Consider the following 26,427-nt stretch of genomic DNA (forward strand, 5'->3'; position numbering starts at 1 on the left):
GAGGTAGTAGTTCTTCACGTACTGCTGGGTGATCGTCGAGCCACCCTGCTTGCCCTTGCCGCTGAGCGTGTTGAGGACGCCGCGGGCGGTGCCCTTGAAGTCGACGCCCTTGTCCTTGTAGAACGTCTTGTTCTCGGCGGCGACGAAGGTGTGCTGGACGCCCTCGGGCACCTCGGCCAGGTCGACGATCTCGCGGTTCACGTCGCCGGTACGGGCCATGGTCGCGCCGTCGCTGTACTTGTAGACGTTGCTCTGCAGCTGCGCGTCCCTGTTGCCTTCGGGCACGTCGATCACCAGGTACAGCACCACGAACGCGCCCATGCACAGCAGCACGAACCCGAAGAACGCCCCCAGGAGCTTCTTCCAGGTGAAGAAGCGGCGTATGCCCGACGGCCGCGTCGCGCGCTTGCGCGCCTTTCTCGCATCCGCTCGGCCCATGACCTCGTTGCTCCGCTTCTCGTCCCGAGTACTCGTAGACGTAGACAAACCCGTAGACACCAGTCGTGCCGAATCAGCTCATGAAGCTAACACCGCCACTTATGTCAAAACCCTGCCGTACCGGTCATTTCCGGACGTGACAATCAGCACCTGTCCCATGGGAACCGACGATCCAGGCATGCGGATGGTTGCCGGGGAGAGTAAAGTGATATCACTTTGCTAGGCAGGGTTCCGGCCACTCGGCCGCGAACCTCCAGTTCACAGAGACGGGGACTGTCATGTCCGAGACGGACGCCACACCGGACGTACCCGACGTGCCGACCATGCCGAAGGCGCGTGTGCGCGAGTTCACGGCGCACAGCATCGGCGGCGGGCTCGCGCTGCTGCTCGGCCTCGTCGGCCTGCTCGTCGGGATCGGCCTCGTCGCGACAGGGGCCACGCTCACCTCGACCGGCGGCAAGGTGGCGCTGATCGTCGTCGGCATCGTCCTCGCGATCGCCGCGCTCTTCGCGATGGGCGGCCTGAACATGGTGGCGCCGGGCGAGGCCCGCGTCGTGCAGCTCTTCGGCCGCTACCGGGGCACGATCCGCGAGGACGGTCTGCGCTGGGTCAACCCGCTCACCTCGCGCACCAAGGTCTCGACGCGCGTACGCAACCACGAGACCGCCGTCCTCAAGGTCAACGACGCGTACGGCAACCCGATCGAGCTCGCCGCGGTCGTGGTCTGGAAGGTCGAGGACACCGCGCAGGCCACGTTCGAGGTGGACGACTTCCTGGAGTTCGTCTCCACGCAGACCGAGGCGGCCGTGCGGCACATCGCCATCGAGTATCCCTACGACGCGCACGACGAGGGCGGCCTGTCCCTGCGCGGCAACGCCGAGGAGATCACCGAGAAGCTCGCGGTCGAACTGCACGCACGGGTCGAGGCCGCGGGCGTGCAGATCATCGAGTCCCGCTTCACGCACCTCGCGTACGCGCCCGAGATCGCCTCGGCGATGCTCCAGCGCCAGCAGGCGGGCGCCGTGGTCGCGGCCCGGCGCCTGATCGTCGACGGCGCGGTCGGCATGGTCGAGGACGCGCTCGCCCGGATCACCGCGCAGGACTTCGTCGCCCTCGACGAGGAGCGCAAGGCGGCGATGGTGAGCAACCTGCTGGTCGTGCTCTGCGGTGACCGTGCCGCGCAGCCGGTCGTGAACACGGGGACGCTCTACCAGTGACCCCGTCACCGCCTCCGGCGCGCAAACAGGTTCTGCTGCGACTCGATCCCGCGGTGTACGAGGCGCTCGCGCGGTGGGCCGGGGACGAGCTGCGCTCGGCCAACGCGCAGATCGAGTTCCTGCTGCGGCGCGCGCTCGCGGAGTCGGGGCGGCTGCCCGGCGGGGCCGGACCGATACCTCGCCGGGGACGTCCGCCCAAGCCCCCGGAAGGGGAGGCCGGCACGACGGCCGACGGCTGAGCGGAGGCTTCCGGCACGGCCCCCCGCGCCCCTCGGCAGGCCCACGGCCTGCCGAGGGGCGCGGACCCGTGTCCGGGTGACCGCGTCTATACACGCCGGGTATACACACGGTGTACAGTCCTCCCCATGTCCATCGGCCACACCCTTCTCGGGCTCCTGGAATCCGGGCCCCGCCACGGTTACGACCTGAAGCGCACCTTCGACGAGACCTTCGGGCACGACAAGCCGCTGCATTACGGGCAGGTCTACTCGACCATGTCCCGCCTCCTGAAGAACGGCCTCGTCGAGGTCGACGGGATCGAGGCCGGCGGCGGCCCGGAGCGCAAGCGGTACGCGATCACGGATGCCGGCATCACGGACGTCCAGCAGTGGCTGGCGACCCCGGAGAAGCCGGAGCCGTACCTCCAGTCGACCCTCTACACGAAGGTCGTCCTCGCCCTGCTGACCGGGCGCGACGCCGGCGAGCTGCTCGACATGCAGCGCGCCGAGCACCTGCGCCTGATGCGCATCCTCACGGACCGCAAGCGCAAGGGCGACCTCGCCGACCAGCTGATCTGCGACCACGCCCTGTTCCACCTGGAAGCCGACCTGCGCTGGCTGGAACTCGCCACCGCGCGCCTCGACAAGCTCGCCGCGGAGGTGCGCCCCTCATGAGCCCCGCCATGACACCCGCCGGATCCCTGCTCGCCGCCCACGACCTGCACAAGGCGTACGGGCCCACCCCCGCCCTGGACGGCGCCTCCTTCACCGTCCACCCGGGCGAGGTCGTCGCCGTCATGGGTCCCTCCGGCTCGGGCAAGTCGACGCTGCTGCACTGCCTGGCCGGGATCGTCACCCCGGACGCGGGCTCGATCACGTACGACGGCCGCGAGCTGACCGCGATGTCCGACGCCGAGCGCAGCGCCCTGCGCCGCACCGAGTTCGGCTTCGTCTTCCAGTTCGGCCAACTGGTACCGGAGTTGACCTGCGTGGAGAACGTGGCACTGCCGCTGCGCCTGACCGGCGTCAAGCGCAAGGAGGCCGAGCGGCGGGCCACCGGGTGGCTGGAGCGCCTGGAGGTGGACGGCCTCGCGGGCAAACGGCCCGGCGAGATATCCGGCGGCCAGGGACAGCGCGTCGCCGTGGCCCGCTCGTTGGTGACCAACCCGCGCGTGCTGTTCGCCGACGAGCCGACCGGCGCCCTCGACTCCCTCAACGGCGAGCGCGTCATGGAGCTGCTCACCGAGGCGGCCCGCGGCGCGAACGCCGCCGTCGTCCTGGTCACGCACGAGACCCGGGTCGCGGCCTACTCGGACCGCGAGATCGTCGTACGGGACGGCAAGTCGCGGGACATGGAGTTCGCCCGATGACGCTGGTGGCCGACCCCGCACGTGCCACCGGGCCGGCCCCCGGCCGGTCGGGCCGGCTGCGCGACCTCGGCCTCGGCATCCGGTTCGCCGCGTCCGGCGGCCGCGAGGGCTGGGTCCGTACGCTGCTGACCGCGGTCGGCGTCGGCCTCGGCGTGGCCCTGCTGCTGGGCGCCGCGTCCGTGCCGACGTACCTGCACGAGCGCGACGCGCGCGGCGAGAACCGCCAGTTGGGCTTCGGCACACAGGGCGAGCTCAAGCCCGGCCCACGCACGATGCTCGCCGTCGACGCCTCCTCCGACTACCGGGACAGCAGGATCGGCGGCTACCTGCTGCGGCCCGAGGGCGCGCACCCGCCGCTGCCGCCCGGTGTCGACGAACTGCCGGGCCCCGGCGAGATGGTCGTCTCGCCCGCGCTGAAGAAGCTGCTCGGCTCCCCCGAGGGCAAGCTCCTCAAGGAGCGCTACGACTACCGGACCGTCGGCACGATCCACGAACCGGGCCTGACCGACCCCTTCGAGCTGTTCCTGTACGTCGGCAGCGACAAGCTCAACACCGCCCGCGAGGCGCACCGCATCGACCACTTCGGCCTGACGTTCCCGAACGACCCGCTGGACCCGATCCTCATCGTGTTCATCGTGCTGGCCTGCATCGTGCTGCTCGTCCCGGTCGCCATCTTCATCGCGACGGCCGTGCGGTTCGGCGGCGAGCGGCGCGACCGGCGCCTCGCCGCGCTGCGCCTGGTCGGCGCGGACGTGCGGATGACGCGCCGGATGGCCGCGGGCGAGGCGCTGTTCGGCACGCTGATCGGCCTGGGGCTCGGCGTCGTGTTCTTCCTGGCCGCGCGGCAACTGCTCGGCGTGGTGGAGATCTGGCGGCTGTCGACGTTCCCCGCGGACCTGACACCGGTGCCCGCCCTGGCCGTGCTGATCCTGCTGGCGGTGCCGCTGGCGGCCGTCGCCGTCACGGTGTTCGCCCTGCGCTCCGTCGTCATCGAGCCGCTGGGCGTGGTCCGCGGCGGCCGTGCCCGGCGCCGGCGCCTGTGGTGGCGCATCCCGGTGCCCGTCCTCGGTGCGCTGCTGCTGCTCGCGTCGCGCTCCTCCGACGCGTCGCGCTCCAGGGGCACCGTGCAGATCTCGGCCGGTATCGCCTGCACCCTGATCGGCCTGGTCCTGGTGCTGCCCTGGCTGGTGGAGGCCACCGTCCGCCGGCTGCGGGGCGGGCCCGTGCCCTGGCAGCTGGCCGTGCGCAGGCTGCAGTTGAACAGCAGCGGCGCCTCGCGCGCGGTCGCCGGGATCACCATCGCGGTGGCGGGCGGCATCGCCCTGCAGATGTACATGACCGGCATCAACGACGACTTCACCGAAAAGACCGGCGCGAGCCCCTCGCGGGCCCAGATCGGCGTGAACTCCATGTTCCCCAGCGGGGAGATGGCCGAGCGGATGGTCCGTGAGTTCGGGGCGACCAAGGGCGTCAAGTCGGTGTACGGGACCGTGGACACCTGGGTGGACCCGGTGGGCGCGAAGCCGGACTCCGACGGCTCGATGCGCTCCACGTCGCTGTCCGTCGGCTCCTGCGCCTCGCTGCGCCAGATGGCGCACCTGCCGTCCTGCCGCGACGGCGACGCCTTCCGCGTCACCGGGTCGAACTCCCCGGACGACGACGCGCGGATGATGGCGGAGCTCAAGCCCGGCGCGCGGCTCTTCGCCGGTGACGTCCGGTCCGCGCGGTGGACGCTGCCCAAGGAGGCCCGCACGGTGCAGTCGCGGCGCGACCCGGGCGGCGTCAAGTTCGGCGGGATCCTCGCCACCAGGGGCGCCTTCGACGTGCGGCACCTGCAGAACGCCGCGACGGCCGCGCAGATCCAGGTCGACAGGTCCGTGCCGGACGCCGTCGAGTACTCGCGCAACACGGCGTTCCGGATCGACCCGGGGATGCACGTGTGGAACTACAGCTCGCTGAACCCCGACAAGGAGTACGCGAGCATCCGCAGCGGCGTGTTCACGGCGGCGGCGCTCACCATGGCGCTGATCGCGGCCGCCATGCTGGTCTCGCAGATCGAGCAACTGCGCGACCGAAAGCGTCTGTTGTCGATCCTGGTGGCGTACGGCACCCGCCGTACGACGCTCGCCTGGTCGGTGCTGTGGCAGACGGCGATCCCGGTCGTGCTCGGCATGGCCCTGGCGGTCACGGGCGGCCTCGGCCTCGGCTGGCTGATGCTGCGCCTGGTCGGCAGGCCCGTCACCGACTGGCTGGTGTTCCTGCCCCTGGCGGGCGTGGGCGCGGGTGCGATCGCCGCGGTCACCCTGCTGAGCATGCCGCCGCTGTGGCGGCTGATGCGCGCGAACGGGCTGCGCACCGAATAGGGAATCAGCCCTGGACGACGCGAACGGGCAGTCCCTGCAAAGCAGTCCGCAGGGCGGCGGCCAGCTCCTCGTACTCCGCGGAGCGGGCCGCCCCCGCGCGCATCGCCAGGGCCACCCTGCGCGTGGGCGCCGGCTCGGCGAAGTACCCGGTGAGCAGCTGGCTGCTGCGGCTGGTCTCGACGGCGACGGCCGTGCGGGGCAGGAGCGTCACCCCGAGTCCGCCGGCGACGAGCTGCACCAGCGTCGAGAGCCCGGCCGCGGTCGTCGTGACCGGAGCGGCTCCCGCCCGGCCGGCCTCCCGGCAGATGTCCAGGGCCTGGTCCCGCAGGCAGTGCCCCTCGTCGAGCAGCAGCAGTTGCAGCTCGCGCAGCGCCTCGCGCGGAATCCCCTCCCGCCCGCCGAGCCAGTGGTCGAGCGGGGTGACCAGCACGAAGTCCTCGTCGAACAACGGCAGTTCGGTGACTCCGGGCACCCCGAGCGGCACCGCGAGCAGCAGCAGGTCGAGCCGCCCGGCGCCGAGCCCCTCGACCAGTGACGACGTCTGCTCCTCGTGCACCTGCAGATCGAGGTCCGGGTACTTGTCGTGGACGAGCCGCAGCACGGTCGGCAGCAGATAGGGCGCCACCGTCGGGATCACGCCGAGCCGCAGCGCGCCGGTGAACGGCGCCCGCACCGCCTCGGCCTCCTCCATCAGCGCGCCGACCTCGTCGAGCACGGCCCTGGCGCGTACCGCGATCCGCTCGCCGGCCGGCGAGAGCAGCACCTTGCGCGTCGTACGCTCGACGAGGCTCACCCCGAGCGTCTCCTCCAGCGCCGACACGGCGCCGGACAGCGCGGGCTGGCTGGTGCCGATGGCCGCGGCCGCGTCCCTGAAGTGCAGGTACTCGGCGACCGCGGCGAACGCCCGCAGTTGCGCCAGGCTCGGCTGCCGCTTGCGCGCACCCAGGGGTTTTCCGTTCTGTACGGCCACTGATAGCCACCTCCGATCAACATGACTGAGTCTAGCTATTTCCGTAATCAATACACCCTGTGCCACGATCACCAGCAGTCCAACCCATAGAAAGGCCCCACAAAACGGGACCTTTCTCGCTGCAAGGAGAGCGTGTGCTCACTGTCGGTGACAAGTTCCCCGAGTTCGACCTGACTGCCTGTGTCTCGCTGGAGAAGGGCTCTGAGTTCGAGCAGATCAACCACAAGACCTACGAGGGCAAGTGGAAGATCGTCTTCGCGTGGCCCAAGGACTTCACCTTCGTGTGCCCGACCGAGATCGCCGCTTTCGGCAAGCTGAACGACGAGTTCGCCGACCGTGACGCCCAGGTCCTCGGCTTCTCCGGCGACTCCGAGTTCGTGCACCACGCCTGGCGCAAGGACCACCCGGACCTGACGGACCTGCCCTTCCCGATGCTGGCCGACTCGAAGCACGAGCTCATGCGTGACCTCGGCATCGAGGGCGAGGACGGCTTCGCGCAGCGCGCCGTCTTCATCGTCGACCAGAACAACGAGATCCAGTTCACGATGGTGACCGCCGGTTCCGTCGGCCGTAACCCCAAGGAGGTCCTGCGGGTCCTCGACGCGCTCCAGACGGACGAGCTGTGCCCGTGCAACTGGAGCAAGGGCGACGAGACCCTGGACCCGGTCGCGCTGCTCTCGGGCGAGTGAACGGAGCGTACTGTCATGGCACTTGACGAACTGAAGTCCGCCATACCGGACTACGCCAAGGACCTGAAGCTCAACCTGGGCTCGGTCATCGGCAACTCGGACCTCCCGCAGCAGCAGCTGTGGGGCACGGTCCTGGCGTGCGCCATCACCTCCCGCTCCCCGCGCGTGCTGCGCGAGCTGGAGCCGGAGGCGAAGGCGAACCTGTCGCCCGAGGCGTACACGGCTGCCAAGTCGGCCGCCGCCGTCATGGCGATGAACAACGTCTTCTACCGCACGCGTCACCTGCTCTCGGATGACGAGTACGGGACGATGCGCGCGGGCCTGCGGATGAACGTCATCGGCAACCCCGGCGTCGACAAGGTCGACTTCGAGCTGTGGTCGTTCGCGGTCTCCGCGATCAACGGCTGCGGGATGTGCCTCGACTCGCACGAGCAGGTGCTCCGCAAGGCGGGCGTCGACCGCGACGTCATCCAGGAGGCCTTCAAGATCGCCTCCGTGATCCAGGCGGTGGGCGTGACGCTCGACGCCGAGGACGTCCTGGCGTAAGCACGTACGAAGAAGGCCGGCCCCCTGCGCGTGCAGGGGGCCGGCCTTCTTCGTACGTGCTTCTACGGTGCGTCGGACGGGGGGTCCACCGGCGCGACCTCCACGGCTGTCGCGCCGCGCGGCACCGGCGCCTGCCGGATCGCGGCCTCGCGCGACCACGCCCGCAGATACACCACCACCGTGTTGGTCACGGCGACCAGCGGCACGGCCACCACCGCTCCCCCGATCCCGGACACCATCCCGCCGGCGGCGACGGACAGCACCACGGCCAGCGGATGCACCCGCACCGCGCGGCCGAGGATGAACGGCTGCAGGATGTGGCCCTCGATCTGCTGCACGGCCAGGACGACCACGAGCACCATCAGGGCGGTGAACACGCCCTGCGTCACCAGCGCCACGACCACCGCGAGCGCGCCGGACACGACGGCACCCACCAGCGGGATGAACGCGAACAGGAAGATGAAGACGGCCAGCGGCACCGCCATCGGCACGCCCAGGAAGAAGATCCCGAGGCCGATGAAGATGGCGTCGATCAGGGCGACTATCACCGTTCCGCGGACGTACGCGGTGAGCGTGCGCCACGCCCGCGGCCCCGCACCCGCGATACCGGGCCGGGCCTGCGCCGGGACGAGCTTGAGCGTCCACTCCCAGATGCGCCGGCCGTCGTAGAGCAGGAACAGCGTCGAGAACATCGTCAGCAGGATGCCGGTCATCGCCTCGACGATGACGGTGACGCCTTCGAGGCCCGCGGACGTGATCTCGTCCGTGTTGGCGCCGATCGCGTCGCGCAGCGACTTGGCGATCTCGTTGATCTGGCTCTCGGTCACGTGGAAGGGGCTGTTGAGGAGCCACTTGCGCAGATCGTCGATGCCGTCCTGGATCTGGTCGGACAGCGCGTCGATGTTCTCCTGGACCTGCCAGACCACGAACCAGCCGACGAGCCCCATGATGACGAAGCCGAGGATGGCGGTCAGGGCCGTCGCCAGCCCCCTGGGCACGCCGTGGCGGCGCAGCCGGGCGACCGTAGGCTGCAGCAGCGCGGTGATGAGCAGCGCCGCGACGAACGCGAACACCACCAGTTGCACGGAGCTGATGATCCTTATCAGGACCCAGAGCAGACCTGCGAGCACCAGCAGCCGCCAGGCCGCCTCGGCGGCCACCCGCAGGCCCCAGGGCACGGCGGCGACCGGTTCGGGGCGGGCGGCTATGGCCGGTGCGTACGCGGGCGGCGCGGGCACCTGTTCGCCCGTCTCGTCCGACGCCGGTTCAGCGGATGCTCCGGGCGCGGCAGTTGAGCCCGGCGGGGAGTGCGACCGCTCGTGCGACAGTTCGTCGCCCGACTCCCGCTCGGCCTGCGCGCGGCGCTCGTCCAGGCGCTCACCCACCCTGCTGATTCCGTCGCCCACCCGTTCGAGCCAGCCTGGAATTCGCGACATGATCCGTCCTCTACGTTCCCCCGGGCTACGACCGTACATCGATAAGCAACCGCAGCCCCCCACCGTACGACGGTGAGGGGCTGCGCGAGGCTGACCGGAGTGCGGTCTAGTACCAGCTGTTGGCCTGCCAGAAGGACCAGGCCTCACACGGGCTCCCGTAGCGGGAGTTCATGTAGTTGAGGCCCCACTTGATCTGGGTGGCCGGGTTGGTCTGCCAGTCGGCACCCGCGGAGGAGTACTTCGAGGCGGGCAATGCCTGGAAGAGGCCGTAAGCGCCCGACGAGGCGTTCGAGGCCTGGTAGTTCCAGCTGGACTCGTGGTCCACGATGTTGCTGAAGCACTGGAACTGACCGGACGGCACCATCTGACGCGCCATCGCCTGGATCTGGCCGACGGAGTACGACGACTGCGTCGAGAAGCTGGAGGCGTCACGCACCGAGGAGCGGCTGGCGGCCTTCTTGGCCTCCTCGCGCTCCTTCGCCTCCTTCTCCGCCTTCTCCTTGGCCGCCTGCGCGTCCTGCTGCTTGGCGATCGCGTCCTCGGCGGCCTTCTTGCGCGCCGCCGCTTCCGCCGTCTTCTGTGCCGCGTTGTCGGCCGCGATGGCCTGCGTCTGTGCCTGCTGCGTCAGGGACGCGGTCTGCACATGGGCCTGCTGACCCGCGGGTATATCGGCGAGGAGGGTCGCGTCGCCGGCCGTGGCCTCTGCCTCGTTCGAAGGCTGAGCAGTGCTGCCCGAGGCAACACCCACGACGGCGCCGACTGTGGTGACCGCGGTGGCCGAAGCCACCGCGAATCCCCGGACCGAAATCCGGCTCACGCGGTTTCCTTCCAGCATCGCCCGCTGTGGTGTGACCCTCGCGGACGCAATCGTGCCCCTGGACACTGGCCTCCCAACTGACGGGTCACGGGAGGCACGGGCCCGGTGGGCAACTCCCGCTCGGGGAGCGCCGCGTGGTTCTCGGGCGGCATACGACGATCGATATGGAGTTCGAGGTGCAGCCGGGGCTGCGGTGGTGCCGTACCGCTGGGGGTACAGATGTGTCGTATGCGGGGCCTGACAGGACCGTGACTCTGCCGTATCCGGACGCCGCAAGGCAATTCTGCGTTGCGTGTGAAAGGTCACACCCCGTTTGCCCCACGGGATTTCAGGAAACGCACGCACGCCAAGACGCCGCCCGGATAAGCTCTCAGGCTTCTCCGGACGGCGCCAAGTACTACCAACTGCCTTAAATCTGACCGTCTTCCAGCATTTCGGTCACCAGGGCCGCGATCTGCGACCGCTCCGAGCGCGTCAGCGTGACGTGCGCGAACAGCGGATGCCCCTTCAGTTTCTCGACGACCGCGACGACTCCGTCGTACCGGCCGACCCGAAGGTTGTCGCGCTGGGCGACGTCATGGGTGAGGACCACCCGCGAGTTCGCCCCAATACGGGACAGAACGGTCAAGAGGACGTTCCGTTCCAGGGATTGGGCCTCGTCCACGATCACGAACGCGTCGTGCAGCGAGCGGCCGCGGATGTGCGTGAGCGGCAGCACCTCCAGCATCCCGCGGGACGTGACCTCCTCGATGACCTCGCGCGAGGTCACCGACGAGAGCGTGTCGAAGACCGCCTGCGCCCACGGCCCCATCTTGTCGGCCTCGGACCCCGGCAGATAGCCGAGCTCCTGCCCGCCGACCGCGTACAGCGGCCGGAACACCATCACCTTCTGGTGCTGGCGCCGCTCCAGGACGGCCTCCAGGCCCGCACAGAGCGCGAGCGCGGACTTGCCGGTGCCGGCCCGGCCGCCCATCGAGATGATGCCGACGTCCGGATCGAGGAGCAGATCCAGCGCGATCCGCTGCTCGGCGCTGCGCCCCTTGAGCCCGAAGGCCTCCCGGTCGCCGCGCACCAGGCGGACGTTGCCCTCCGGCGTGACGCGGCCGAGGGCCTTGCCCCGCTCGGAGTGGATCGTCAGACCCGTGTGCACCGGAAGGTCGGCGGCCTCGGGAACGTAGAGGCTGTCCTCGTCGAAGAGGAGGTCGACCTGCTCGGCGGGCAGGGTCAGTTCGGACATTCCGGTGTAGCCGGACTCCGTGATGGCGAGTTCGGCGCGGTACTCCTCGGCGAGGAGGCCCACCGAGGACGCCTTGATCCTGAGCGGCAGATCCTTCGACACGACCGTGACGTCGAATCCCTCGGCCTGCAGATTGCGTGCGACCGCGAGGATGCGGGAGTCGTTGTCCCCGAGGCGGTAGCCCGAGGGCAGGACGCTGGGGTCGGAGTGGTTGAGCTCGACGCGCAGCGTGCCGCCCAGTTCCCCGGTGGGGATCGGGGCGTCGAGCCGCCCGAAGCGGATGCGGTAGTCGTCGAGCAGGCGCAGGGCCTGCCGGGCGAAGTACCCCAGCTCCGGATGGTGCCGTTTGGCCTCCAACTCCGTGACCACGACGACAGGAAGGACCACTTCGTGTTCGTCGAAACGGGTCATGGCGTTCGGATCGGCCAGCAGGACGCTGGTGTCGAGAACATAGGTGCGCCGGTCGGGCTTGTGGCGCTTGTTGCTGGTCACCACGGAAGGACGTACCCCCTCGGAAGAGGTCGGGGAGCGACGGAGGGAATGCTGGGCCGGGAGGGCGGGTCGAACCTGCCGGTCAACGGCCCCTGCGCGCGGGCCGAGAGCCGGCCCTCCAAGTCGTCATCCGTACTCGTCTGCGTACGGTCGTCCTGGTGCAAAGGGCCTCCCGGGCGGACGGCCCCGTGCCGTCCGCTGAGATGCGGTGCCCTTGGTGCGGACACCGACCTGGAAGGCTTATTCCCTCGAACACGCGCAGCCATGCCACGGCATATGACGGCGCGCGCGTTAACTCCTGATGACGTACGTCCCGCTGTGGGGGAGCCCTGCCGCGGTGTCAGCCGCCGTAGCGCCGGTGACGGGCGGCGTAGTCGCGCATCGCGCGCAGGAAGTCGACCTTGCGGAACGCCGGCCAGAAGACGTCACAGAAGTAGTACTCGGAGTGGGCCGTCTGCCACAGCATGAACCCGGACAGCCGCTGCTCACCGCTGGTGCGGATGACGAGATCCGGGTCGGGCTGGGCGCTGGTGTAGAGGTGCTTGCCGATCAGGTCGATGGTGACGTCGTCGGCGACCTGCTCCAGCGAGGTCCCCTTGTCGGCGGCGTCGAGGAGCATCGAGCGGACGGCGTCGGCGATCTCCTGGCGGCCGCCGTAGCCGATCGCGACGTTGACCACTATCCCGTCGCGGCCGGCCGTGGTCTCCTCGGCCTCCTTGAGGACCGTCTGCATCCCGGAGGGCAGGATGTCGGTGGCGCCGACGTGGTGCACGCGCCAGCGGCCGTCGGTGGCGAGCGTGCGGACGACGCCCTCGATGATGCCGAGGAGCGGGCCGAGCTCCTCCTGGGGGCGGTCGAAGTTGTCGGTCGACAGCAGCCAGAGCGTGACGACCTCGACGTCCGTCTCGCTGCACCAGCCGAGGAACTCCTCGATCTTGTAGGCACCCGCCTGATGGCCCTGGGCGGTGGTGGATCCGGCGGCCTTCGCCCAGCGCCGGTTGCCATCCATGATGACCCCGATGTGCTTGGGCACCTGGGCGTGGTCCAGGTGGCCCTCCACCCGGCGTGCGTACAGCCCGACCAGCAGGCTACGCAGCCTGTCGCGCAGGTTCACGGTCGTTCAGCCCCTCCATGCAGACGGCAGTCCCCGAGGGCGAGAGCCTACCCCCGAACCGCGCCTGTCCCCGGGGTGCCCCCCGGACCCCCGCGGGTGCCGGGTGAGGGGTGTCGGAGGTCTGACGTAGTTTCGTATCCATGAACGACTCCTCTCCTTATGTCGCGTCCGCCGACCGGTACGACTCCATGGAGTACCGGCGCACCGGACGCAGCGGCCTGAAGCTGCCCGCGGTCTCGCTGGGCCTGTGGCACAACTTCGGTGACGACCGCTCCCTCGACTCGCAGCGCGCGATCCTGCGCCGCGCCTTCGACCTGGGAGTCACGCACTTCGACCTCGCCAACAACTACGGGCCGCCCGCGGGCAGCGCCGAGTTGAACTTCGGCAAGATCTTCGCGCAGGACTTCGCCTCGTACCGTGACGAGTTGGTCATTTCGACCAAGGCCGGCTACCTCATGCACCCCGGCCCGTACGGCGAGTGGGGCAGCCGCAAGTACCTGCTGTCGTCGCTGGACGCGTCGCTGAAGCGGATGGGTCTCGACTACGTCGACATCTTCTACTCGCACCGCTTCGACCCGGACACTCCCCTGGAGGAGACGATGGGCGCGCTGGCGTCGGCGGTGCAGCAGGGCAAGGCGCTGTACGTCGGCGTCTCCTCGTACAACAGCGAGCAGACGGCCGAGGCGGCGCGCCTGCTCAAGGAGATGGGCGTCCCGGCCCTCATCCACCAGCCGTCCTACTCGATGATCAACCGCTGGACCGAGGACGACGGGCTGCTCGACACCCTGGAGAGGGCCGGCATGGGCTGCATCTCCTTCGTGCCGCTCGCGCAGGGCCTGCTCACGGGCAAGTACCTGAAGGGCATCCCGGAGGGTTCGCGCGCCACCCAGGGCAAGTCGCTCGACCCGAACCTGCTGAGCGACGAGGTGGTGCGCCGGCTGAACGGGCTGAACGACATCGCCAAGGGCCGCGGCCAGTCCCTCGCGCAGCTCGCGCTGACCTGGGTGCTGCGCGACGAGCGGATGACGTCGGCGCTGATCGGCGCCTCCAGCGTGCAGCAGCTGGAGGAGAACGTGGCGGCGCTCGCGGCCCCGAAGCTGACGGCCGCGGAGCTGACCGAAATCGACTCGTTCGCCGTGTCCACCCCCGGCACGAACATCTGGGCCGGCCGCAGCTGACCCGCGCCGGACGCACAAAGGACGCCACAGGCCGCTGAGCGGGGCTTGTGGCGTCCTTATGTACGGACAAAAAACGGGCCGGTCCGTGGGGGGGAGACGGACCGGCCCGAGGGGGGGTTTCCACCATAACCCTTCGTAAGTGATGCTGCGTGCATCGGCGTGCCACAACTACTCTCCGCAGTCACCCGACGACGGCCGGAGGTAGCTTTCCGGCCGCCTCACAGCGGGCTCACAGCGGGCCGCGGGCGCTCGCGACCGCGGGTTCACGAGGTTTCACCGGGGGGTACGGGGTCCCTCTCCCGTGTCGTGCGCGCGGTTGACGCGCGTACAGCCGGTCGGGGGCGCCGCCGCGGATATGGCGCATTCGGGGCCCCGCACGCCAGGTCGCGCCCCTGGAGGTGGCACGCGGCACCGCGCAGCCCCCTCCGCCGCGCGGTACCGCCGCGTAGCTTTGCTCACGCGAATTGCCGTTGGTCTGAACTTACGTGAGGTTTACGTGGGGATCGAGTGCGTCTCGATAACGATGCGGAATCGGTTGCCTCAGGCGGCCGCCCCGGCCTCCTTGGCCGCCACGATCGCGGCCATGTGCGCCTCGCCCCACAGGCCGAGCGGGACCAGTGCCTGGTTCAGCGTCCGGCCCAGCTCCGTCAGCGAGTACTCGACGCGCGGCGGAACCTCCGGGAACACCTCGCGGTGCACGACGCGGTCGGCCTCCAACTCCCGCAGTTGCTGGGCCAGGACCTTCTCCGTGACGCCGTGCACGGAACGCCGCAGTTCGCCGAAGCGCAGGGTTCCGGCATCGTGCAACGCCCACAGGATCATCGGCTTCCACTTGCCGCCCACGACGTCCACGGCGGCGTCCAGCCCACAGCTGTAGCGCCCCTCGGAACCGTCCGTCCCCTTGTGCCCCATGTACGCGTTCTCCTTCTCGTCCGTCGTCCCTCCTGACCGGCAACGCGCGGGGCGGTCGGATGATGCCCGGCAACTCGCCTCACGCGTCGCGGAGTTCGGCCTACGCGGAGGGCTTGCGGGCCTCGATCAGATGACGCGTGCTGTGGGCGACGAACGGGCCCTCGGCGACGATCCGCTCGTGGAGCGCGAGCAGTTGGGGCCGGTACGCCTCGACGGTGAATCCCGGAACCATCCACACCACCTTGCGCAGGAAGTGGACGACGGCCCCGATGTCGTAGAACTCGATGCGCAGGCGCTCCGCGCGCAGGTCGACGATCTCCAGACCGGCGGCCCCGGCCTCGGCCGCCTCCGCCTGCGGGTCACGGCCGCGACGGACCGATTCCGGCTGCGGGCCCAGGAAGTACTCGACGACCTCGAACACGCTGCTGGGGCCGACGTGCTGGGCGAAGTACGTGCCGCCCGGGCGCAGCACCCGGGCGATCTCGGCGAACGGGGCCTTGACCGGGTGACGGCTGGTGACCAGGTCGAAGGTCCCCTCGGCGAACGGCAGCGGGGCGTCGGCGGACGCCGCCACGACGACCACCCCGCGCGGGGCGAGCAGCCGGCTCGCCTTGGCGACGTTCGGCGGCCAGCCCTCGGTCGCGGCCATGAGGGGCGGCAGCCGCGGCGCCATGTTCAGCACCTCGCCGCCGCCGGTGTCCAGGTCGAGGGCGGCCCGGACCTCGGCGCGCGCGAGGCGCTCGCCCATCGCGCGGGCGTACCCCCAGGAAGGGCGCTGCTCGGTCGCGCGCCCCTCGAACCAGGAGAAGTCCCAGCCGTCGGTGGGCTCGGCGACGGCCTCCGCGACGAGCGCGTCGAAGGAGCGGCCGGGGTGGGCGGGGGACGCGTCGGTTCCGTGCTTCTCGCTGGTCATGAGGGCATCGTCGCAGGCCCGCGCGCCCGGCTCAGCCCCTTTTCGCCCCGGCCGCCGACGGCCGGGGTGGGGGTGTCCCCCGGGAGAACAGGGGGACGGCCCCTCTTCCGTAGGACCCGGTGCACGCACGTACCCTTGGCGGACCCCCACCACCGTCAGCACCACGGCCCCACACGTACCCACAGGCCCGTCCGTCCCACCGCAGAGATGCGAGCACATGTCCGTACGTTCCGCGATAGCGACCTGGCTGACCCGCCTCTACTTCTCCCGTCTCAGGAGAAGAGGGGAAGGCCTCGATCTGTCCGTGCTCTCGAAGCTGCCGGAGGCGGCGCTGCTGCCGCTGCGCCGTGACGGCCTCGACCCGGTCCCCGAGATCGGCGTGCTGCGCGACCGCGAGCCGGTCAGCAAGCTGCCCATCCCCGGCATGACGGTCTGGCTGGTGTCGGGCTACGACGAGGCGAAGGAAGTGCTCGGCGACGCCAAGGCGTACAGCAACGACTTCCGTCATCTGGTGGGCGTGGGCGGCGCGGGGGCCGACCAGAACCCGGGCGGCCTCGGTTTCTGCGACCCGCCGGACCACACGCGGCTGCGGCGGCTGCTCACCCCCGAGTTCACGATGCGCCGCCTGTCGCGCCTCACCCCCCGCATCCACGCGATCGTCGAGGAACAGCTGGCCCACCTGGAGAAGGCGGCGCAGGAGTCGCCCGACGGCACGGTCGACTTCGTCGAGCACTTCGCGATGCCCGTACCGGCGCTGGTCATCTGCGAGTTGCTCGGCGTCCCGTACGAGGAGCGCGAGGCGTTCCAGCAGTTCTCCGTCGCCCGCTTCGACGTGCTGGGCGGCGCGGGCGCGTCCTTCGGCGCGGTCTCGCAGTCCCTGGACTACCTGCGCGGGGTCGTCGCCGAGCAGCGGCGCGATCCCGGCGAGGGCCTGCTGGGCATGCTGGTGCGCGAGCACGGCGACAACATCACCGACGAGGAACTGACCGGCCTCGCCGACGGCGTCCTGACGGGCGGCCTGGAGACCACGGCGAGCATGATCGCCCTCGGTACCCTGATCATGCTCCAGGACCGCGCGCACTTCGACGCGCTGCGCGACGCGGACGACCCGGCGACGGTGGCGGCGCCCTTCGTCGACGAACTCCTGCGCCATCTCACCGTCGTACAGACGGCGTTCCCGCGCTTCGCCCGCGAGGACGTGACGGTCGGGGGCGTCCGGATCTGTGCGGGCGACGTCGTGATCGTGTCGCTGAGCGCGGCGGACCGCGACCCGCGCCTGGGCGACGACATGGACGCCTTCCTCCCCGCCCGCCCGCCGACCGCGTCCCACCTCGCCTTCGGCTACGGCATCCACCGCTGCATCGGGGCGGAGCTCGGCAAGATGGAGCTGCGCGCCGCCTTCCCCCAACTGGTGCGACGCTTCCCCGAGTTGACGATCGCCGTGCCGGCCTCGGAGCTCGCGTTCCGCAAGCTGTCGATCGTGTACGGGGTGGATTCACTGCCGGTGAAGCTGAGTTGAGCGCCGCGCTCTGTTTGCCGATTGCCGGTTACCGCCAATAACCCCGGGGCCGCTTTGGCGCTCGCCCTCCCTGCGCCCCGCGCGGCGGCCTCGCTAGCGTCTCGGCATGAGGCGACGCAGGCGCATCACGGGCGCGCGTATCAGGTCCTTACGGCTGGCGCGGGACAGAAGGCTGCGACGGCGACGGGGCGACCCCGTCATCGGGCGGCGCGGAAGGCTGGGGCGGCGGGCCGAGCGGATACGGCCCTGGCTCCAGATCCTCACCGACCTCGCCACGCTCCTCGCGAGATGGGTGAGCTAGCTGTCCTGGGTTAGCTGGGTGAGTAAGGGTCGTGGGCGTGCTGGTGGTGGTGCAGTCGTGACAGCCCCCGCTTAATCTGATCCCTCGGCCGGCCGTCGTCCGGCCCGGGGATGGGGAACGAGGGGCGATGAACCACACCAGTGACGTGTTCCAGCCGCTGCAGCAGGACGACCCGGCGGTGGTGGCCGGGTACCGTCTCGCCGCCCGGCTCGGCGCGGGCGGCATGGGCCGGGTCTATCTGTCGCACACGCAGGGCGGCCGCCCGGTGGCGATCAAGGTCGTACGCCCCGAACTGGCCGACGACCCCGGCTTCCTGCGGCGCTTCCGCCACGAGATGGAGGCGGCCCGCCGGGTCAGGGGCGCCTACACCGCCGAACTGATCGACGGCGACGCGGACGGCGCCCCGCCCTGGCTGGCGACGCTCTACGTACCCGGCCCCTCGCTCGCGGAGGCGGTGGCCCGGCGCGGGCCGCTGCCGGTGCCCGCGCTGCTGTGGCTGACGGCCGGGGTGGCCGAGGCGTTGCAGGCGATCCATGCGGTGGGCATCGTGCACCGCGACCTGAAGCCGTCGAACGTCCTGCTGGCCGCCGACGGCCCGCGCGTGATCGACTTCGGCATCTCGGTGGCCGCGGACGGCACGTCGTACACCGCGACCGGCGTCACCATCGGCACCCCGCAGTTCATGGCGCCCGAGCAGGCGGCCGGGGGCCCGGTCACGGCGGCCACCGACGTCTTCTCGCTCGCCCAGACGGTGGCGTTCGCCGCCCTGGGCACCTCGCTGTACGGCGACGGCCCCGCGGTCAGCGTGCTCTACCGCATCGTCCACTCCGAGCCCGACCTGTCCGCGCTGCCCCCGGAACTGCGCCCGCTGCTCGCCCGCTGCCTCGCGGCCGACCCCGCGCAGCGGGCCACGCCGGCCGAGGTGGTCGAGTGGTGCCGGGAGCGGCTCGGGCAGGACGCGGACGCCGGCACGGTCTGGCGTGAGGTCACCGGTCCCCCACTCACGGTGCCGTCACCGGTCCGCCCGCTCCCGTCGCCGGCCGCCCCCTCCCCCGCGCCCCCGACGCTCGCCCACCCCACCGTGACGCAGCCCAGGCCGAACTCCGTCGGCCCGAACTCCCCCTGGCAGGCCCCGACTTACCCGGCCGACCCGCACCCCCGCAGCCGCCGCGCGAAGCTGCTGACCGGGGCGGCGGTGACGGCCGGGGTGCTGGTGCTCTCGGTGCTGGCATGGGCGGTGATGGACGCGACGGGCACGTTCGACAGCGGGCGCGGCGGGGGGCACGGGGTCGCGAAGGGCGCGGGTACGGGTACGTCTGCCGACGCATCCTCTCCCTCACCATCGGCGTCCAGGATCACAGCGGGATCGGGGTCGGGGTCGGAGCGGGTGTCCGGGGCCGGAGCCGACGCCGCCTCCTCACCGCCGGTGGCCACCCCCTACCCCGGGCTGTGGCTGGACGAGAAGGACTCGCTGAACATCAAGGACGGCGTCCAGCGCAAGGACCGCAAGGGCGACATCCGCTTCACCTGCGCCAAGGAGACCAGCTGCGCGCTGGAGGCCACCACGCGCGGCACCGTCATCGCCCCGGTGTACGGCAAGCCGGGCACCGGCCTCGACGACTGCCGTGCCTGGCTCGCAGGCAAGGGCGCGGACACGCGGCTGCCGCTCGCCATCATCACCACCGGCAGCGAGATCTGTTTCAAGCACCCCGACGGCTACATCGGTCTGTTCGTGGTCGAGACGAAGAGCACCGCGCTCCCGAAGAGCGGGATCAGCTTCCTGAGCGGGGCGTTGACCGTGTGGCGCGATCGCTCCTAGGGCGGCCGCCGGTCGGCCCCCCGGGGAGGGCAATCCGGACCTTCGGGCGCCGCCAGAAATGCCGAACCGGCCCCCGACCGAACCGCCCCACGTCGAACCGTCAACACCCCCGGTGGCCCACCGTCGCAAAACGCCGGACCCGGGCCTGATCCACGCAATATCAACACCCAACCGACTACGGCAAGTTGGCATGGCAGACTGCCCTCAGCGCCAGTCACCCCGCCCGCCTCTCCCGCGACGATGGAGTCCGCACATGTCGGCACCCGCTCCCCGGCCCCTCATCGACACCAGCCAGGCGCACCCCGCGCGGGTCTACGACTGGCTGATCGGCGGGAAGGACAACTACCCCGTCGACGAGGCGATGGGCGAGAAGCTGCCGCCCGAGGTGCGCGTCGGAGCCCTGCAGAACCGTGCGTTCATGAACCGGGCGGTCGCCCACCTCGCGGGCCTCGGCGTCGACCAGTTCCTCGACATCGGCACCGGCATACCCACCGCGCCCAATCTGCACCAGATCGTGCAGGGCATCGTGCCGTCCGCGAAGGTCGTCTACACCGACAACGACCCCATCGTGCTGCGGCACGCGGAGGCGCTGCTGGTCAGCAACCCCGAGGGCGCCACCGACTACATCCAGGCCGACGTGCGCGAACCCGGTGTCATCCTCGAACACGCCCGCACCGTCCTGGACTTCAGCCGGCCCATCGGCCTCTCGCTGATCGCGCTGATGCACTTCATCGCGGACGAGCAGGACCCGTACGGCATCGTCGCCACGCTCGTCTCGGCGCTGCCGTCCGGCAGTCACCTGGTGCTCTCGCACGCCTCGAACGACATCTTCCCGGACATCGCGCAGGAAGCGACCGAACAGTACGCGCGCAGCGGCATGACGCTCGCCCTGCGCTCCCGCGAGGAAGTGGGCCGCCTCCTGGCGGGCCTGGAGCCCATCGAGCCCGGCCTGGTGACGGCCCCCGAGTGGTTCCGCGAGCAGCCCGCGCCGCGGCCCGAGCCGAGCGGGATGTACGCGGTGGTCGCGCGGGTGCCGTAGGGAATCCCGGGCGGCGTCAGTCGCCCTTCGGGAACGACACCTCCACCCGGCGGTTCTTCTTGCGGCCCTGCTCCGAGGTGTTGTCCGCGATCGGATAGTCCTCGCTGTAGCCGCGGACCTGGAACGTGACGTTCCCGCCGTCCGCTCCGAGCGCGGCCGTCAGCTCGTCGTGGACGGCTTCCGCCCGCTTCTTGGAGAGGGTCAGGCCGTGGGCGTACGAGCCCAGGTTGTCCGTGAAGCCGAACACCCTTACCGTGCTTGCCTTTTGGGTGTTGATCTCGTCGGCGATGGCCTGGATGCGGGAGCGGGCGTCCGGGTTGAGCTTGGAACTGTCCTTGGGGAACAGGACCTCCGCCTGGAGTGCGAACGTCACGTCCTCGTTGGTGTCGGTCCGACGCTCGTCGCCGGACATGTCCTCCACGACCGACTTGATGTCCAGCACCTTGGCGGGCGCGAGCGTGGCCCCGTCGGCGAGCTTGAGGCCCGGGCTGGTGGCGTCCACGGACGGGGGCGGGGAGCTCGTGGTGCTGCCGGGCGGGGCGCCGGTGGGGTCGTCGTCGGCACCCGCCGTCCCCGCGGCCAGGACGAACGCGGCCACGGTGAGCGCCGCCGTCGCGGTCAGGTGGGGGTTTCGTCGTCGGGGCATGTCATTCGCCCTCGGTGATCTCGATGGGGGCGGGGGGCATGGCGCCGACCTGGAACGAAACCTTGGTCGTGCCTTCCGGTGGGGCGGGGAATTGGGCGTACCAGTCCGACGTCTGACCGTTGCGGACACCGCCCGTGAAGCGCGTGCACAGGCACCGCCCCTCGGTGTCCCGGAGGATGAGGTACTTCTTCTTGCCCGCCTGGTCGACGAGGTTGGCCCCGGCGATGGACCCGCCGTTGGCCATCAACTCCCGCTCATCTCCGCGCCAGTCGACGGGGACCCACGATTTGCCGGTGCCGTTCGTCACGGTTCCCTGCACAGTGACGAACCCTCCCGAGTCCCGCACGGCCGATGTGACGGTCAGGGAGATGCCGTTCTCCCCCTTCACCTCTGCCAGGGCCTTGTCAGCCGGCGGTGAGGACTGCGGCGCTTGTCCGCCGTCGTTCTTGTCGGCTGATGCCGTCGCCTGGCTCGAAGAGCTCTTCGGCTCGTCTTTGCCGTCGTCACCCCCGCCGCAGCCGGCCACGGCGAGGACCAGCCCAGTCGTGATCGCCGCCGCGGTCAGTGCCCGGCGGGGCGTCGTAGTGCGCCGAAGGTTCATCGCTGCGGCTTCCCTCTCTCTTCGTTCAGTCGTCAGTCGGCCAGGTGGACGGAGAACAAGGCTGACGCGTCGGGCAGATCGGCCGGTTGGAAATCCTCGGGATCGATCTCGATGTCCTGCCCGTCACACGTGAGTTGGAGGGCCTTCTTCAGGTCGGCGTCCACGGGCATGTCACAGCGGGGCTCGATCACCGCCGTCGCGTGTGCCTTCGCCCTGTCGTTCTCCGTGCCAGGGATGATCGTGTCTCCGACCGTGTAGTTCGTCTGCACTTCGACCCAGTAGCCCGGGTGGCCATTGACCTCGGCAGGGTCGGGACCACCCACGACTCCGGCGTCGTTGTCGGCTGCCAGACGAGCGGCCGCAGCGGCATGCTCGCCCTGGTTCTCAAAGCCTTCGCCGGTCAGCCAGTGCAGCCAGTCGTCCCCGCCCGCGATGTCCTCGCCCATGCGGTCCATCAGTTCGTCGCGTGCGGACTGGGCGGCCGCCAACGCAGCTGCGTCCGCCGCTGATTGAGCACCGTTTCGCGCCGAAGCGGCCTGAGCGAAGGCGAAGAAGGCGAGTGCCGCGAAGAGCAGGATCCCGGTCAGCCAGATATAGATCGGGAGTGTCGAACCGCGATCGCCCTGGAGACGAGAGGGAACCCTCGTCAGCCACCTGTCACGTTGCTGATGGCGTCCATGATCGCCCCGGAGATCATCCCGTCCAGTCCCAGACTGTCGATCGCCACGAAGATCCCCGCAATCAGAATCATCAACCCCGCATACTCCACAAACCCGGCCCCCGTATCCCGCCGAGCCCCCCGAAGACGCTCCCCCAGTGAACCCGTCCACGTCATCCACGCCCCGAGCAGTCGGTCCTTGATCACGGGATCCCCCTTCCGCCACTTGCTCCACGGCAACCAGAACAACACACGCAACGTACGCGAACTGCGACCCTGAGCACTCGGTTTCGCCAATTAAGGGGGCTTGCTTGACCGGAAGTTTTCGGCGTGTTGCCCGGAGGGACATCGCCCATCAACTCCCGTCGTAGGTGACCACGTTGGCGACCCGTACCCTGATGTATTCGCATTCGCCAACCCATGGCTCCGACCAATGTAAGCGGTCGAGCGCCGTAACAGCAGAGCCTCAACGCCCCAATATGGAACCGAAGTTGGTTCCGGAGCCCAGGAACATGCCCGTGGCGATCAGGATCATGGTGGCCGGGAGCATGAAGACCAGGGTCACCATCGTTGCCTTCGGGATCGTTTTCGCGGCGCGGCGGCGTGAGTTCTGGGCGTCCGTGCGGCGCATGTCCGTGGCGAGCTGGATGAGGGTCTCGGCGATGGGTGAGCCCAGCTCCTCGCCCTGCTGGAGCGCGGAGACGAACTGGGCGACCTGCTCGGACGCGTTGCGCCGGCGCAGTTCGTCGAAGGCCTGGCGGCGCGGGACGCCCATGTCCATCTGGCGCAGGGTGATGCGCAGCTCGTCCGCCCACGGGCCCTCGTACTTCTCGGCCACCCGGTCCAGCGCCTGGCGGAAACCGAGCCCCGCCGAGACCACGACCGCCAGGACGTCCAGGAAGTCGGGCAGGGTGCGGTCGATGACCTCCTTGCGTTCGCGTACCGCCTGCCAGATCAGCGCGTCGGCGGCCAGCGCCCCGAAGGCGAGGGTGAGGAGGGCGAACAGGGGCTGGCCGTTCGTGAGGAAGACCAGGGCCATGACCGCGCCGAAGAGGCCGTAGACCGCCCTGCGTGCCGCGTAGCGGTCGATCGTCAGGCCGCCGGGGTTTCCCGCCATGTCGATCCTGCGGCGCTTCGCGTCGACGCGGCGCGGGCCCATGAGGCGCAGGACGAGGGGCGCGAAGCGCATCCCCAGGCGGTCGACCGCCGAGCCTGCCGTGGAGACCCGGGTGGCGCCCACCTCCAGGGCCAGGGCGAGGTCGCTGGGCACCTTGGCCTCGGCCCGGTACATGCGGACGCCCGCGAAGACGCCGAGGACGGCCAGGGCGGTGAGGGCCGCCAGGAGGACGGCCAGGAGTGTCGTCGGCATGTGTCAGACCTCGATCTTTCCCAGGCGGCGGATCACGAAGAACCCGATCGCGTACAGGCCGAGGGAGACGAGGATGAGGGTCTGGCCCAGGGGGGAGCCGGTCACGCGGGCCAGGGCGCCCTCGTTCGAGGAGTTGATGAGGAGCAGTGAGCCCAGGCCCAGGAGCGGGACCGTGAACGCCGTCGCGTTGACCTCGGAGAGCATCGTGCGGATCTCGCGCCGGGTCTCCTTGCGGTCCTCCAGCGTCTGGGTGAGGTTGCGCAGGGACGAGACCACCGAGCCGCCTGCCTTGTTCGCCAGGACCAAGGTCGTGACCAGGACGATCAGTTCGCGGGAGGGCAGGCGGGCCGCCAGTTCGTCCAGAGCGTCGTCGACCGAGCGTCCCAGCGCCAACTGGTCGGCTACGCGCGAGAGTTCCTCGCCTGCCGGGGCTTCCAGTTCCTCCGCCGCCATCGCCAGTGACGTGCGCAGGGCCAGGCCCGCGGCCGTCGCGTTGGCCAGGAGCCGGGCCACGTCCGGGAGTTGGTTGATGAAGGCCTCGATGCGTTTCTGGCGTTGCCAGTTGAGGAAGATGACGGCGGCCCAGACCGCCACCGCTCCCGCGATCGGGCCGAAGAACGGGGCCAGCGCCGTCGCCGCCAGCAGCCACAAGGCGACGACGACCGCCGCCACGTAGACGGAGAACTCGCCCGCCGTCAGGTCGAGGCCCGTCGCGGACAGGCGCAGGTGGACCGCGCGGCCCAGGCGGGTCCGGCGCACGCGGCGGTCGACCGCGGTGAAGCGGCGTACCCGGCCGCCCCCGGAACCGGCGTGAGCGGCGCCCGGATAGCCGTCCAGGCGGTCGACGAGGGCCTGGCGCTGGGCGCGCCCGGAGGCGTAGACGTGCACACCCGCGAGAGCGAGTACGCAGGTCAGGAGCGTGGCACCGAGGGCGATGAGGGCGGGCTGCGTCATGCCGCGCTCCCTCGTGCGAGTGGTGTCATCCCGTGGCCTCCCTCGTGTTGCGTACGTCGACGGACTCGACGACCCCGAACGCCGGCGGGACCGCCTCCCCCGCCACGTACAGCCGGTCGGCGACGCGGCGCGGCAGCGGCAGGTGTTCGTAGTAGCCGTGGACGCGTCGCCGTTCCAGGTCCGTGGCGCCGGACACGTACGGCTGGGCGGCGAAGCGGGTCACCGTCGCGATGGTGAACTGCTCGCGGCCGTGCGAGACGAGCAGGGCGATCTCGCTGATCCGGCGGGAGCCGTCGGCGTGCCGGGTGAGCTGGACGAGGACGTCGACGGCCGAGTTGATCTGGTCCCGCAGCGCTTCGAAGGGGACGTCGACCTCCGACATCGAACCGAGCGTCTGGAGACGGGTGAGCGCGTCCTCGGCGGTGTTGGCGTGGACCGTGGCGAGGGAGCCGTCGTGGCCCGTGGACATGGCCTGGAGCATGTCGAGGGTCTCGCCGCCGCGGACCTCGCCGACGATGATGCGGTCGGGGCGCATGCGCAGGCTGTTGCGTACCAGGTCGCGGATGGTGACCTGGCCCTTGCCCTCGACGTTCGGGGGACGCGATTCGAGGCGGATCACGTGGTCCTGCTGCAGTTGGAGCTCCGCCGAGTCCTCGATCGTGATGATGCGCTCGTGGGACGGGATCAGGGCCGACAGGGCGTTGAGGAGCGTCGTCTTGCCGGAGCCCGTGCCGCCGCTGACGATGATGTTGAAGCGGGCCCGTACGCAGGCCGCGAGCAGCATCAGCATGTGCTCGTCGAGGGAGCCGAGTTCGAGGAGTTCGGTGAGGCTGTACGCGCGCGGGAAGCGGCGGATGGTGAGGGTCGCGCCGGTGAGTGCGAGGGGCGGGATGATCACGTTGACGCGCTCGCCGGTGGGCAGGCGGGCGTCGACCATGGGGTTGGACTCGTCGACCCGCCTGTTGACCGTCGACACGATGCGCTCGATGGTCTGCATGAGCTGCTCGGGGGACGCGAAGCGCAGCGGAAGCTGTTCGACCCGGCCCGCGCGCTCCACGAAGATCGCGTCCGGTCCGTTCACCATGATCTCGGTGATGGAGGCGTCCGCCAGGAGGGGTTCGAGGATGCCGAGGCCCAGCGCCTCGTCGACGACGCGGCGGATCAGCTGGGTGCGCTCGGACGAGGAGAGGACCGGGCCCTCACGGCTGATGATGTGGCCGAGGACGCGCTCCAGGCGGACGCGGCGGTCCGCGGCCTGCAGCGAGGACATCTCGGCCAGGTCGATCTCTTCGAGGAGCTTGGCGCGGTAGACGGCGATCAGGCCCTCGTCGCGTTCCGGGGGCGTGCCGGTGGGCGTGTCGCGGGTGGCGACGACACGGGATCGCAGACTCATGCTCTTCTCAACTCCCCGCATCTGTACGGTCATTGGGCATCGATGCCGAGCGGCGGAGGTCCCAGCCGTCGAAGAGCGGGATGATCGCCGGTACGTGGACGGTGACGGTGGCGGTCACGGTGTCGCCGGTACCGATCGCCGCCGCGGGGTCCAGCCAGCCGCTCGCCGACCCGGCCGCCGCCGCCCCGCCCGTGCCCGGGTTCAGCGACTCGGCGCGG

General features: G+C 70.3%; 26 protein-coding genes and 1 pseudogene. 11 read left to right on the forward strand and 16 right to left on the reverse strand.

Annotation, left to right across the window (positions count from 1 at the left end; all coding sequences use genetic code 11):
* A partial coding sequence (locus G3I40_RS03930) for a biosynthetic peptidoglycan transglycosylase (protein ID WP_164300741.1) occupies window positions 1-438 on the reverse strand: 438 nt, incomplete at its 3' end.
* Window positions 439-716: 278 nt separating this feature from the next.
* Between G3I40_RS03930 and G3I40_RS03935 the strand changes: the two genes are divergently transcribed.
* From G3I40_RS03935 to G3I40_RS03955, 5 genes are all read left to right on the forward strand, one after another.
* Window positions 717-1,655: an SPFH domain-containing protein gene (locus G3I40_RS03935; RefSeq protein ID WP_164300742.1), complete on the forward strand. Its 939-nt coding sequence runs from the start codon at window positions 717-719 to the stop codon at window positions 1,653-1,655.
* A complete protein-coding gene (locus tag G3I40_RS03940; protein ID WP_164300743.1) occupies window positions 1,652-1,894 on the forward strand; it encodes a hypothetical protein in 243 nt (80 codons plus the stop codon). The genes G3I40_RS03935 and G3I40_RS03940 overlap by 4 nt, the downstream gene beginning before the upstream one ends.
* A 126-nt stretch (window positions 1,895-2,020) precedes the next feature.
* Entirely contained in the window at window positions 2,021-2,548 is a 528-nt protein-coding gene (locus G3I40_RS03945) for a PadR family transcriptional regulator (protein WP_164300744.1), read from the forward strand.
* Between the two features lie 8 nt (window positions 2,549-2,556).
* Entirely contained in the window at window positions 2,557-3,243 is a 687-nt protein-coding gene (locus tag G3I40_RS03950) for an ABC transporter ATP-binding protein (RefSeq protein ID WP_164300763.1), read from the forward strand.
* The gene (locus G3I40_RS03955; protein WP_164300745.1) at window positions 3,240-5,606 is read left to right on the forward strand and encodes an FtsX-like permease family protein; all 2,367 of its coding nucleotides are present in this window, start codon (window positions 3,240-3,242) and stop codon (window positions 5,604-5,606) included. The genes G3I40_RS03950 and G3I40_RS03955 overlap by 4 nt, the downstream gene beginning before the upstream one ends.
* 4 nt (window positions 5,607-5,610) lie before the next feature.
* Here G3I40_RS03955 and G3I40_RS03960 read toward each other — a convergent pair whose 3' ends face one another.
* Window positions 5,611-6,552 (reverse strand): hydrogen peroxide-inducible genes activator, encoded by a 942-nt coding sequence (locus G3I40_RS03960; RefSeq protein ID WP_164300764.1) that lies wholly within the window; start codon window positions 6,550-6,552, stop codon window positions 5,611-5,613.
* Between the two features lie 158 nt (window positions 6,553-6,710).
* Here G3I40_RS03960 and G3I40_RS03965 point away from each other — a divergent pair, with 158 nt between their 5' ends.
* Both G3I40_RS03965 and G3I40_RS03970 read left to right on the forward strand, forming a co-directional pair.
* Window positions 6,711-7,265, forward strand: a complete 555-nt coding sequence (locus G3I40_RS03965) for a peroxiredoxin (protein WP_164300746.1) — start codon at window positions 6,711-6,713, stop codon at window positions 7,263-7,265.
* Window positions 7,266-7,280: 15 nt separating this feature from the next.
* Window positions 7,281-7,811, forward strand: a complete 531-nt coding sequence (locus tag G3I40_RS03970; RefSeq protein WP_164300747.1) for an alkyl hydroperoxide reductase — start codon at window positions 7,281-7,283, stop codon at window positions 7,809-7,811.
* Window positions 7,812-7,873: 62 nt separating this feature from the next.
* Here G3I40_RS03970 and G3I40_RS03975 read toward each other — a convergent pair whose 3' ends face one another.
* The 4 genes from G3I40_RS03975 to G3I40_RS03990 all read right to left on the reverse strand — a co-directional run bounded on the left by G3I40_RS03975 (window position 7,874) and on the right by G3I40_RS03990 (window position 12,907).
* Window positions 7,874-9,247 (reverse strand): AI-2E family transporter, encoded by a 1,374-nt coding sequence (locus tag G3I40_RS03975; RefSeq protein WP_164300748.1) that lies wholly within the window; start codon window positions 9,245-9,247, stop codon window positions 7,874-7,876.
* 106 nt (window positions 9,248-9,353) lie between these two features.
* The gene (locus tag G3I40_RS03980) at window positions 9,354-10,064 is read right to left on the reverse strand and encodes a lytic transglycosylase domain-containing protein (protein WP_343244819.1); all 711 of its coding nucleotides are present in this window, start codon (window positions 10,062-10,064) and stop codon (window positions 9,354-9,356) included.
* 409 nt (window positions 10,065-10,473) lie between these two features.
* Window positions 10,474-11,796, reverse strand: a complete 1,323-nt coding sequence (locus G3I40_RS03985) for a PhoH family protein (RefSeq protein ID WP_164300750.1) — start codon at window positions 11,794-11,796, stop codon at window positions 10,474-10,476.
* Window positions 11,797-12,133: 337 nt separating this feature from the next.
* Window positions 12,134-12,907 carry an isoprenyl transferase gene (locus G3I40_RS03990; protein WP_164300751.1) on the reverse strand — a complete coding sequence of 258 codons (774 nt, stop codon included), beginning with the start codon at window positions 12,905-12,907 and terminating at the stop codon, window positions 12,134-12,136.
* Between the two features lie 140 nt (window positions 12,908-13,047).
* Between G3I40_RS03990 and mgrA the strand changes: the two genes are divergently transcribed.
* Window positions 13,048-14,085, forward strand: a complete 1,038-nt coding sequence (gene mgrA / locus G3I40_RS03995; protein ID WP_164300752.1) for an L-glyceraldehyde 3-phosphate reductase — start codon at window positions 13,048-13,050, stop codon at window positions 14,083-14,085.
* A gap of 540 nt (window positions 14,086-14,625) precedes the next feature.
* On the opposite strand, the gene G3I40_RS04000 is transcribed toward mgrA, so the two are convergent.
* Entirely contained in the window at window positions 14,626-14,997 is a 372-nt protein-coding gene (locus G3I40_RS04000) for a helix-turn-helix domain-containing protein (protein ID WP_164300753.1), read from the reverse strand.
* 100 nt (window positions 14,998-15,097) lie between these two features.
* Window positions 15,098-15,910: a class I SAM-dependent methyltransferase gene (locus tag G3I40_RS04005; protein ID WP_164300754.1), complete on the reverse strand. Its 813-nt coding sequence runs from the start codon at window positions 15,908-15,910 to the stop codon at window positions 15,098-15,100.
* 217 nt (window positions 15,911-16,127) lie between these two features.
* Here G3I40_RS04005 and G3I40_RS04010 point away from each other — a divergent pair, with 217 nt between their 5' ends.
* The 3 genes from G3I40_RS04010 (at window position 16,128) to G3I40_RS04020 (ending at window position 20,588) form a co-directional block, all read left to right on the forward strand.
* A complete protein-coding gene (locus G3I40_RS04010; RefSeq protein WP_164300755.1) occupies window positions 16,128-17,429 on the forward strand; it encodes a cytochrome P450 in 1,302 nt (433 codons plus the stop codon).
* A gap of 428 nt (window positions 17,430-17,857) precedes the next feature.
* Window positions 17,858-19,549, forward strand: coding sequence for a serine/threonine-protein kinase (locus G3I40_RS04015; RefSeq protein WP_164300756.1), 1,692 nt, complete (start codon window positions 17,858-17,860; stop codon window positions 19,547-19,549).
* 253 nt (window positions 19,550-19,802) lie between these two features.
* Window positions 19,803-20,588, forward strand: coding sequence for an SAM-dependent methyltransferase (locus G3I40_RS04020; protein WP_164300757.1), 786 nt, complete (start codon window positions 19,803-19,805; stop codon window positions 20,586-20,588).
* Window positions 20,589-20,604: 16 nt separating this feature from the next.
* On the opposite strand, the gene G3I40_RS04025 is transcribed toward G3I40_RS04020, so the two are convergent.
* From G3I40_RS04025 to G3I40_RS04060, 8 genes and pseudogenes are all read right to left on the reverse strand, one after another.
* The gene (locus G3I40_RS04025; protein WP_164300758.1) at window positions 20,605-21,234 is read right to left on the reverse strand and encodes an OmpA family protein; all 630 of its coding nucleotides are present in this window, start codon (window positions 21,232-21,234) and stop codon (window positions 20,605-20,607) included.
* Window position 21,235: 1 nt separating this feature from the next.
* Entirely contained in the window at window positions 21,236-21,835 is a 600-nt protein-coding gene (locus G3I40_RS04030) for a hypothetical protein (RefSeq protein WP_164300759.1), read from the reverse strand.
* Window positions 21,836-21,867: 32 nt separating this feature from the next.
* The gene (locus G3I40_RS04035; protein WP_164300765.1) at window positions 21,868-22,485 is read right to left on the reverse strand and encodes a pilus assembly protein TadG-related protein; all 618 of its coding nucleotides are present in this window, start codon (window positions 22,483-22,485) and stop codon (window positions 21,868-21,870) included.
* Window positions 22,482-22,670: a hypothetical protein gene (locus G3I40_RS04040; protein WP_164300766.1), complete on the reverse strand. Its 189-nt coding sequence runs from the start codon at window positions 22,668-22,670 to the stop codon at window positions 22,482-22,484. The genes G3I40_RS04035 and G3I40_RS04040 overlap by 4 nt, the downstream gene beginning before the upstream one ends.
* Before the next feature lie 289 nt (window positions 22,671-22,959).
* Window positions 22,960-23,862, reverse strand: a complete 903-nt coding sequence (locus G3I40_RS04045) for a DUF5936 domain-containing protein (RefSeq protein ID WP_164300760.1) — start codon at window positions 23,860-23,862, stop codon at window positions 22,960-22,962.
* Between the two features lie 3 nt (window positions 23,863-23,865).
* Window positions 23,866-24,816 (reverse strand): type II secretion system F family protein, encoded by a 951-nt coding sequence (locus tag G3I40_RS04050; protein ID WP_164300761.1) that lies wholly within the window; start codon window positions 24,814-24,816, stop codon window positions 23,866-23,868.
* Between the two features lie 25 nt (window positions 24,817-24,841).
* Entirely contained in the window at window positions 24,842-26,209 is a 1,368-nt protein-coding gene (locus G3I40_RS04055) for a CpaF family protein (protein ID WP_164300762.1), read from the reverse strand.
* A gap of 7 nt (window positions 26,210-26,216) precedes the next feature.
* Window positions 26,217-26,427 (reverse strand): annotated as a pseudogene (locus tag G3I40_RS04060) (hypothetical protein); the annotation flags it as partial.

The organism is Streptomyces sp. SID14478, assembly GCF_010548525.1.
Lineage (GTDB): Bacteria > Actinomycetota > Actinomycetes > Streptomycetales > Streptomycetaceae > Streptomyces.

Bases quoted from the DNA above. Each gene is read 5' to 3' on its own strand.
- G3I40_RS03935 (WP_164300742.1), top strand. From the start codon at position 717: ATGTCCGAGACGGACGCCACACCGGACGTACCCGACGTGCCGACCATG.
- G3I40_RS03945 (WP_164300744.1), top strand. From the start codon at position 2,021: ATGTCCATCGGCCACACCCTTCTCGGGCTCCTGGAATCCGGGCCCCGC.
- G3I40_RS03950 (WP_164300763.1), top strand. From the start codon at position 2,557: ATGACACCCGCCGGATCCCTGCTCGCCGCCCACGACCTGCACAAGGCG.
- G3I40_RS03955 (WP_164300745.1), top strand. From the start codon at position 3,240: ATGACGCTGGTGGCCGACCCCGCACGTGCCACCGGGCCGGCCCCCGGC.
- G3I40_RS03970 (WP_164300747.1), top strand. From the start codon at position 7,281: ATGGCACTTGACGAACTGAAGTCCGCCATACCGGACTACGCCAAGGAC.
- G3I40_RS03975 (WP_164300748.1), bottom strand. From the start codon at position 9,247: ATGTCGCGAATTCCAGGCTGGCTCGAACGGGTGGGCGACGGAATCAGC.
- mgrA (WP_164300752.1), top strand. From the start codon at position 13,048: ATGAACGACTCCTCTCCTTATGTCGCGTCCGCCGACCGGTACGACTCC.
- G3I40_RS04000 (WP_164300753.1), bottom strand. From the start codon at position 14,997: ATGGGGCACAAGGGGACGGACGGTTCCGAGGGGCGCTACAGCTGTGGG.
- G3I40_RS04005 (WP_164300754.1), bottom strand. From the start codon at position 15,910: ATGACCAGCGAGAAGCACGGAACCGACGCGTCCCCCGCCCACCCCGGC.
- G3I40_RS04010 (WP_164300755.1), top strand. From the start codon at position 16,128: ATGTCCGTACGTTCCGCGATAGCGACCTGGCTGACCCGCCTCTACTTC.
- G3I40_RS04015 (WP_164300756.1), top strand. From the start codon at position 17,858: ATGAACCACACCAGTGACGTGTTCCAGCCGCTGCAGCAGGACGACCCG.
- G3I40_RS04020 (WP_164300757.1), top strand. From the start codon at position 19,803: ATGTCGGCACCCGCTCCCCGGCCCCTCATCGACACCAGCCAGGCGCAC.
- G3I40_RS04025 (WP_164300758.1), bottom strand. From the start codon at position 21,234: ATGCCCCGACGACGAAACCCCCACCTGACCGCGACGGCGGCGCTCACC.
- G3I40_RS04030 (WP_164300759.1), bottom strand. From the start codon at position 21,835: ATGAACCTTCGGCGCACTACGACGCCCCGCCGGGCACTGACCGCGGCG.
- G3I40_RS04040 (WP_164300766.1), bottom strand. From the start codon at position 22,670: ATGACGTGGACGGGTTCACTGGGGGAGCGTCTTCGGGGGGCTCGGCGG.
- G3I40_RS04045 (WP_164300760.1), bottom strand. From the start codon at position 23,862: ATGCCGACGACACTCCTGGCCGTCCTCCTGGCGGCCCTCACCGCCCTG.
- G3I40_RS04050 (WP_164300761.1), bottom strand. From the start codon at position 24,816: ATGACGCAGCCCGCCCTCATCGCCCTCGGTGCCACGCTCCTGACCTGC.
- G3I40_RS04055 (WP_164300762.1), bottom strand. From the start codon at position 26,209: ATGAGTCTGCGATCCCGTGTCGTCGCCACCCGCGACACGCCCACCGGC.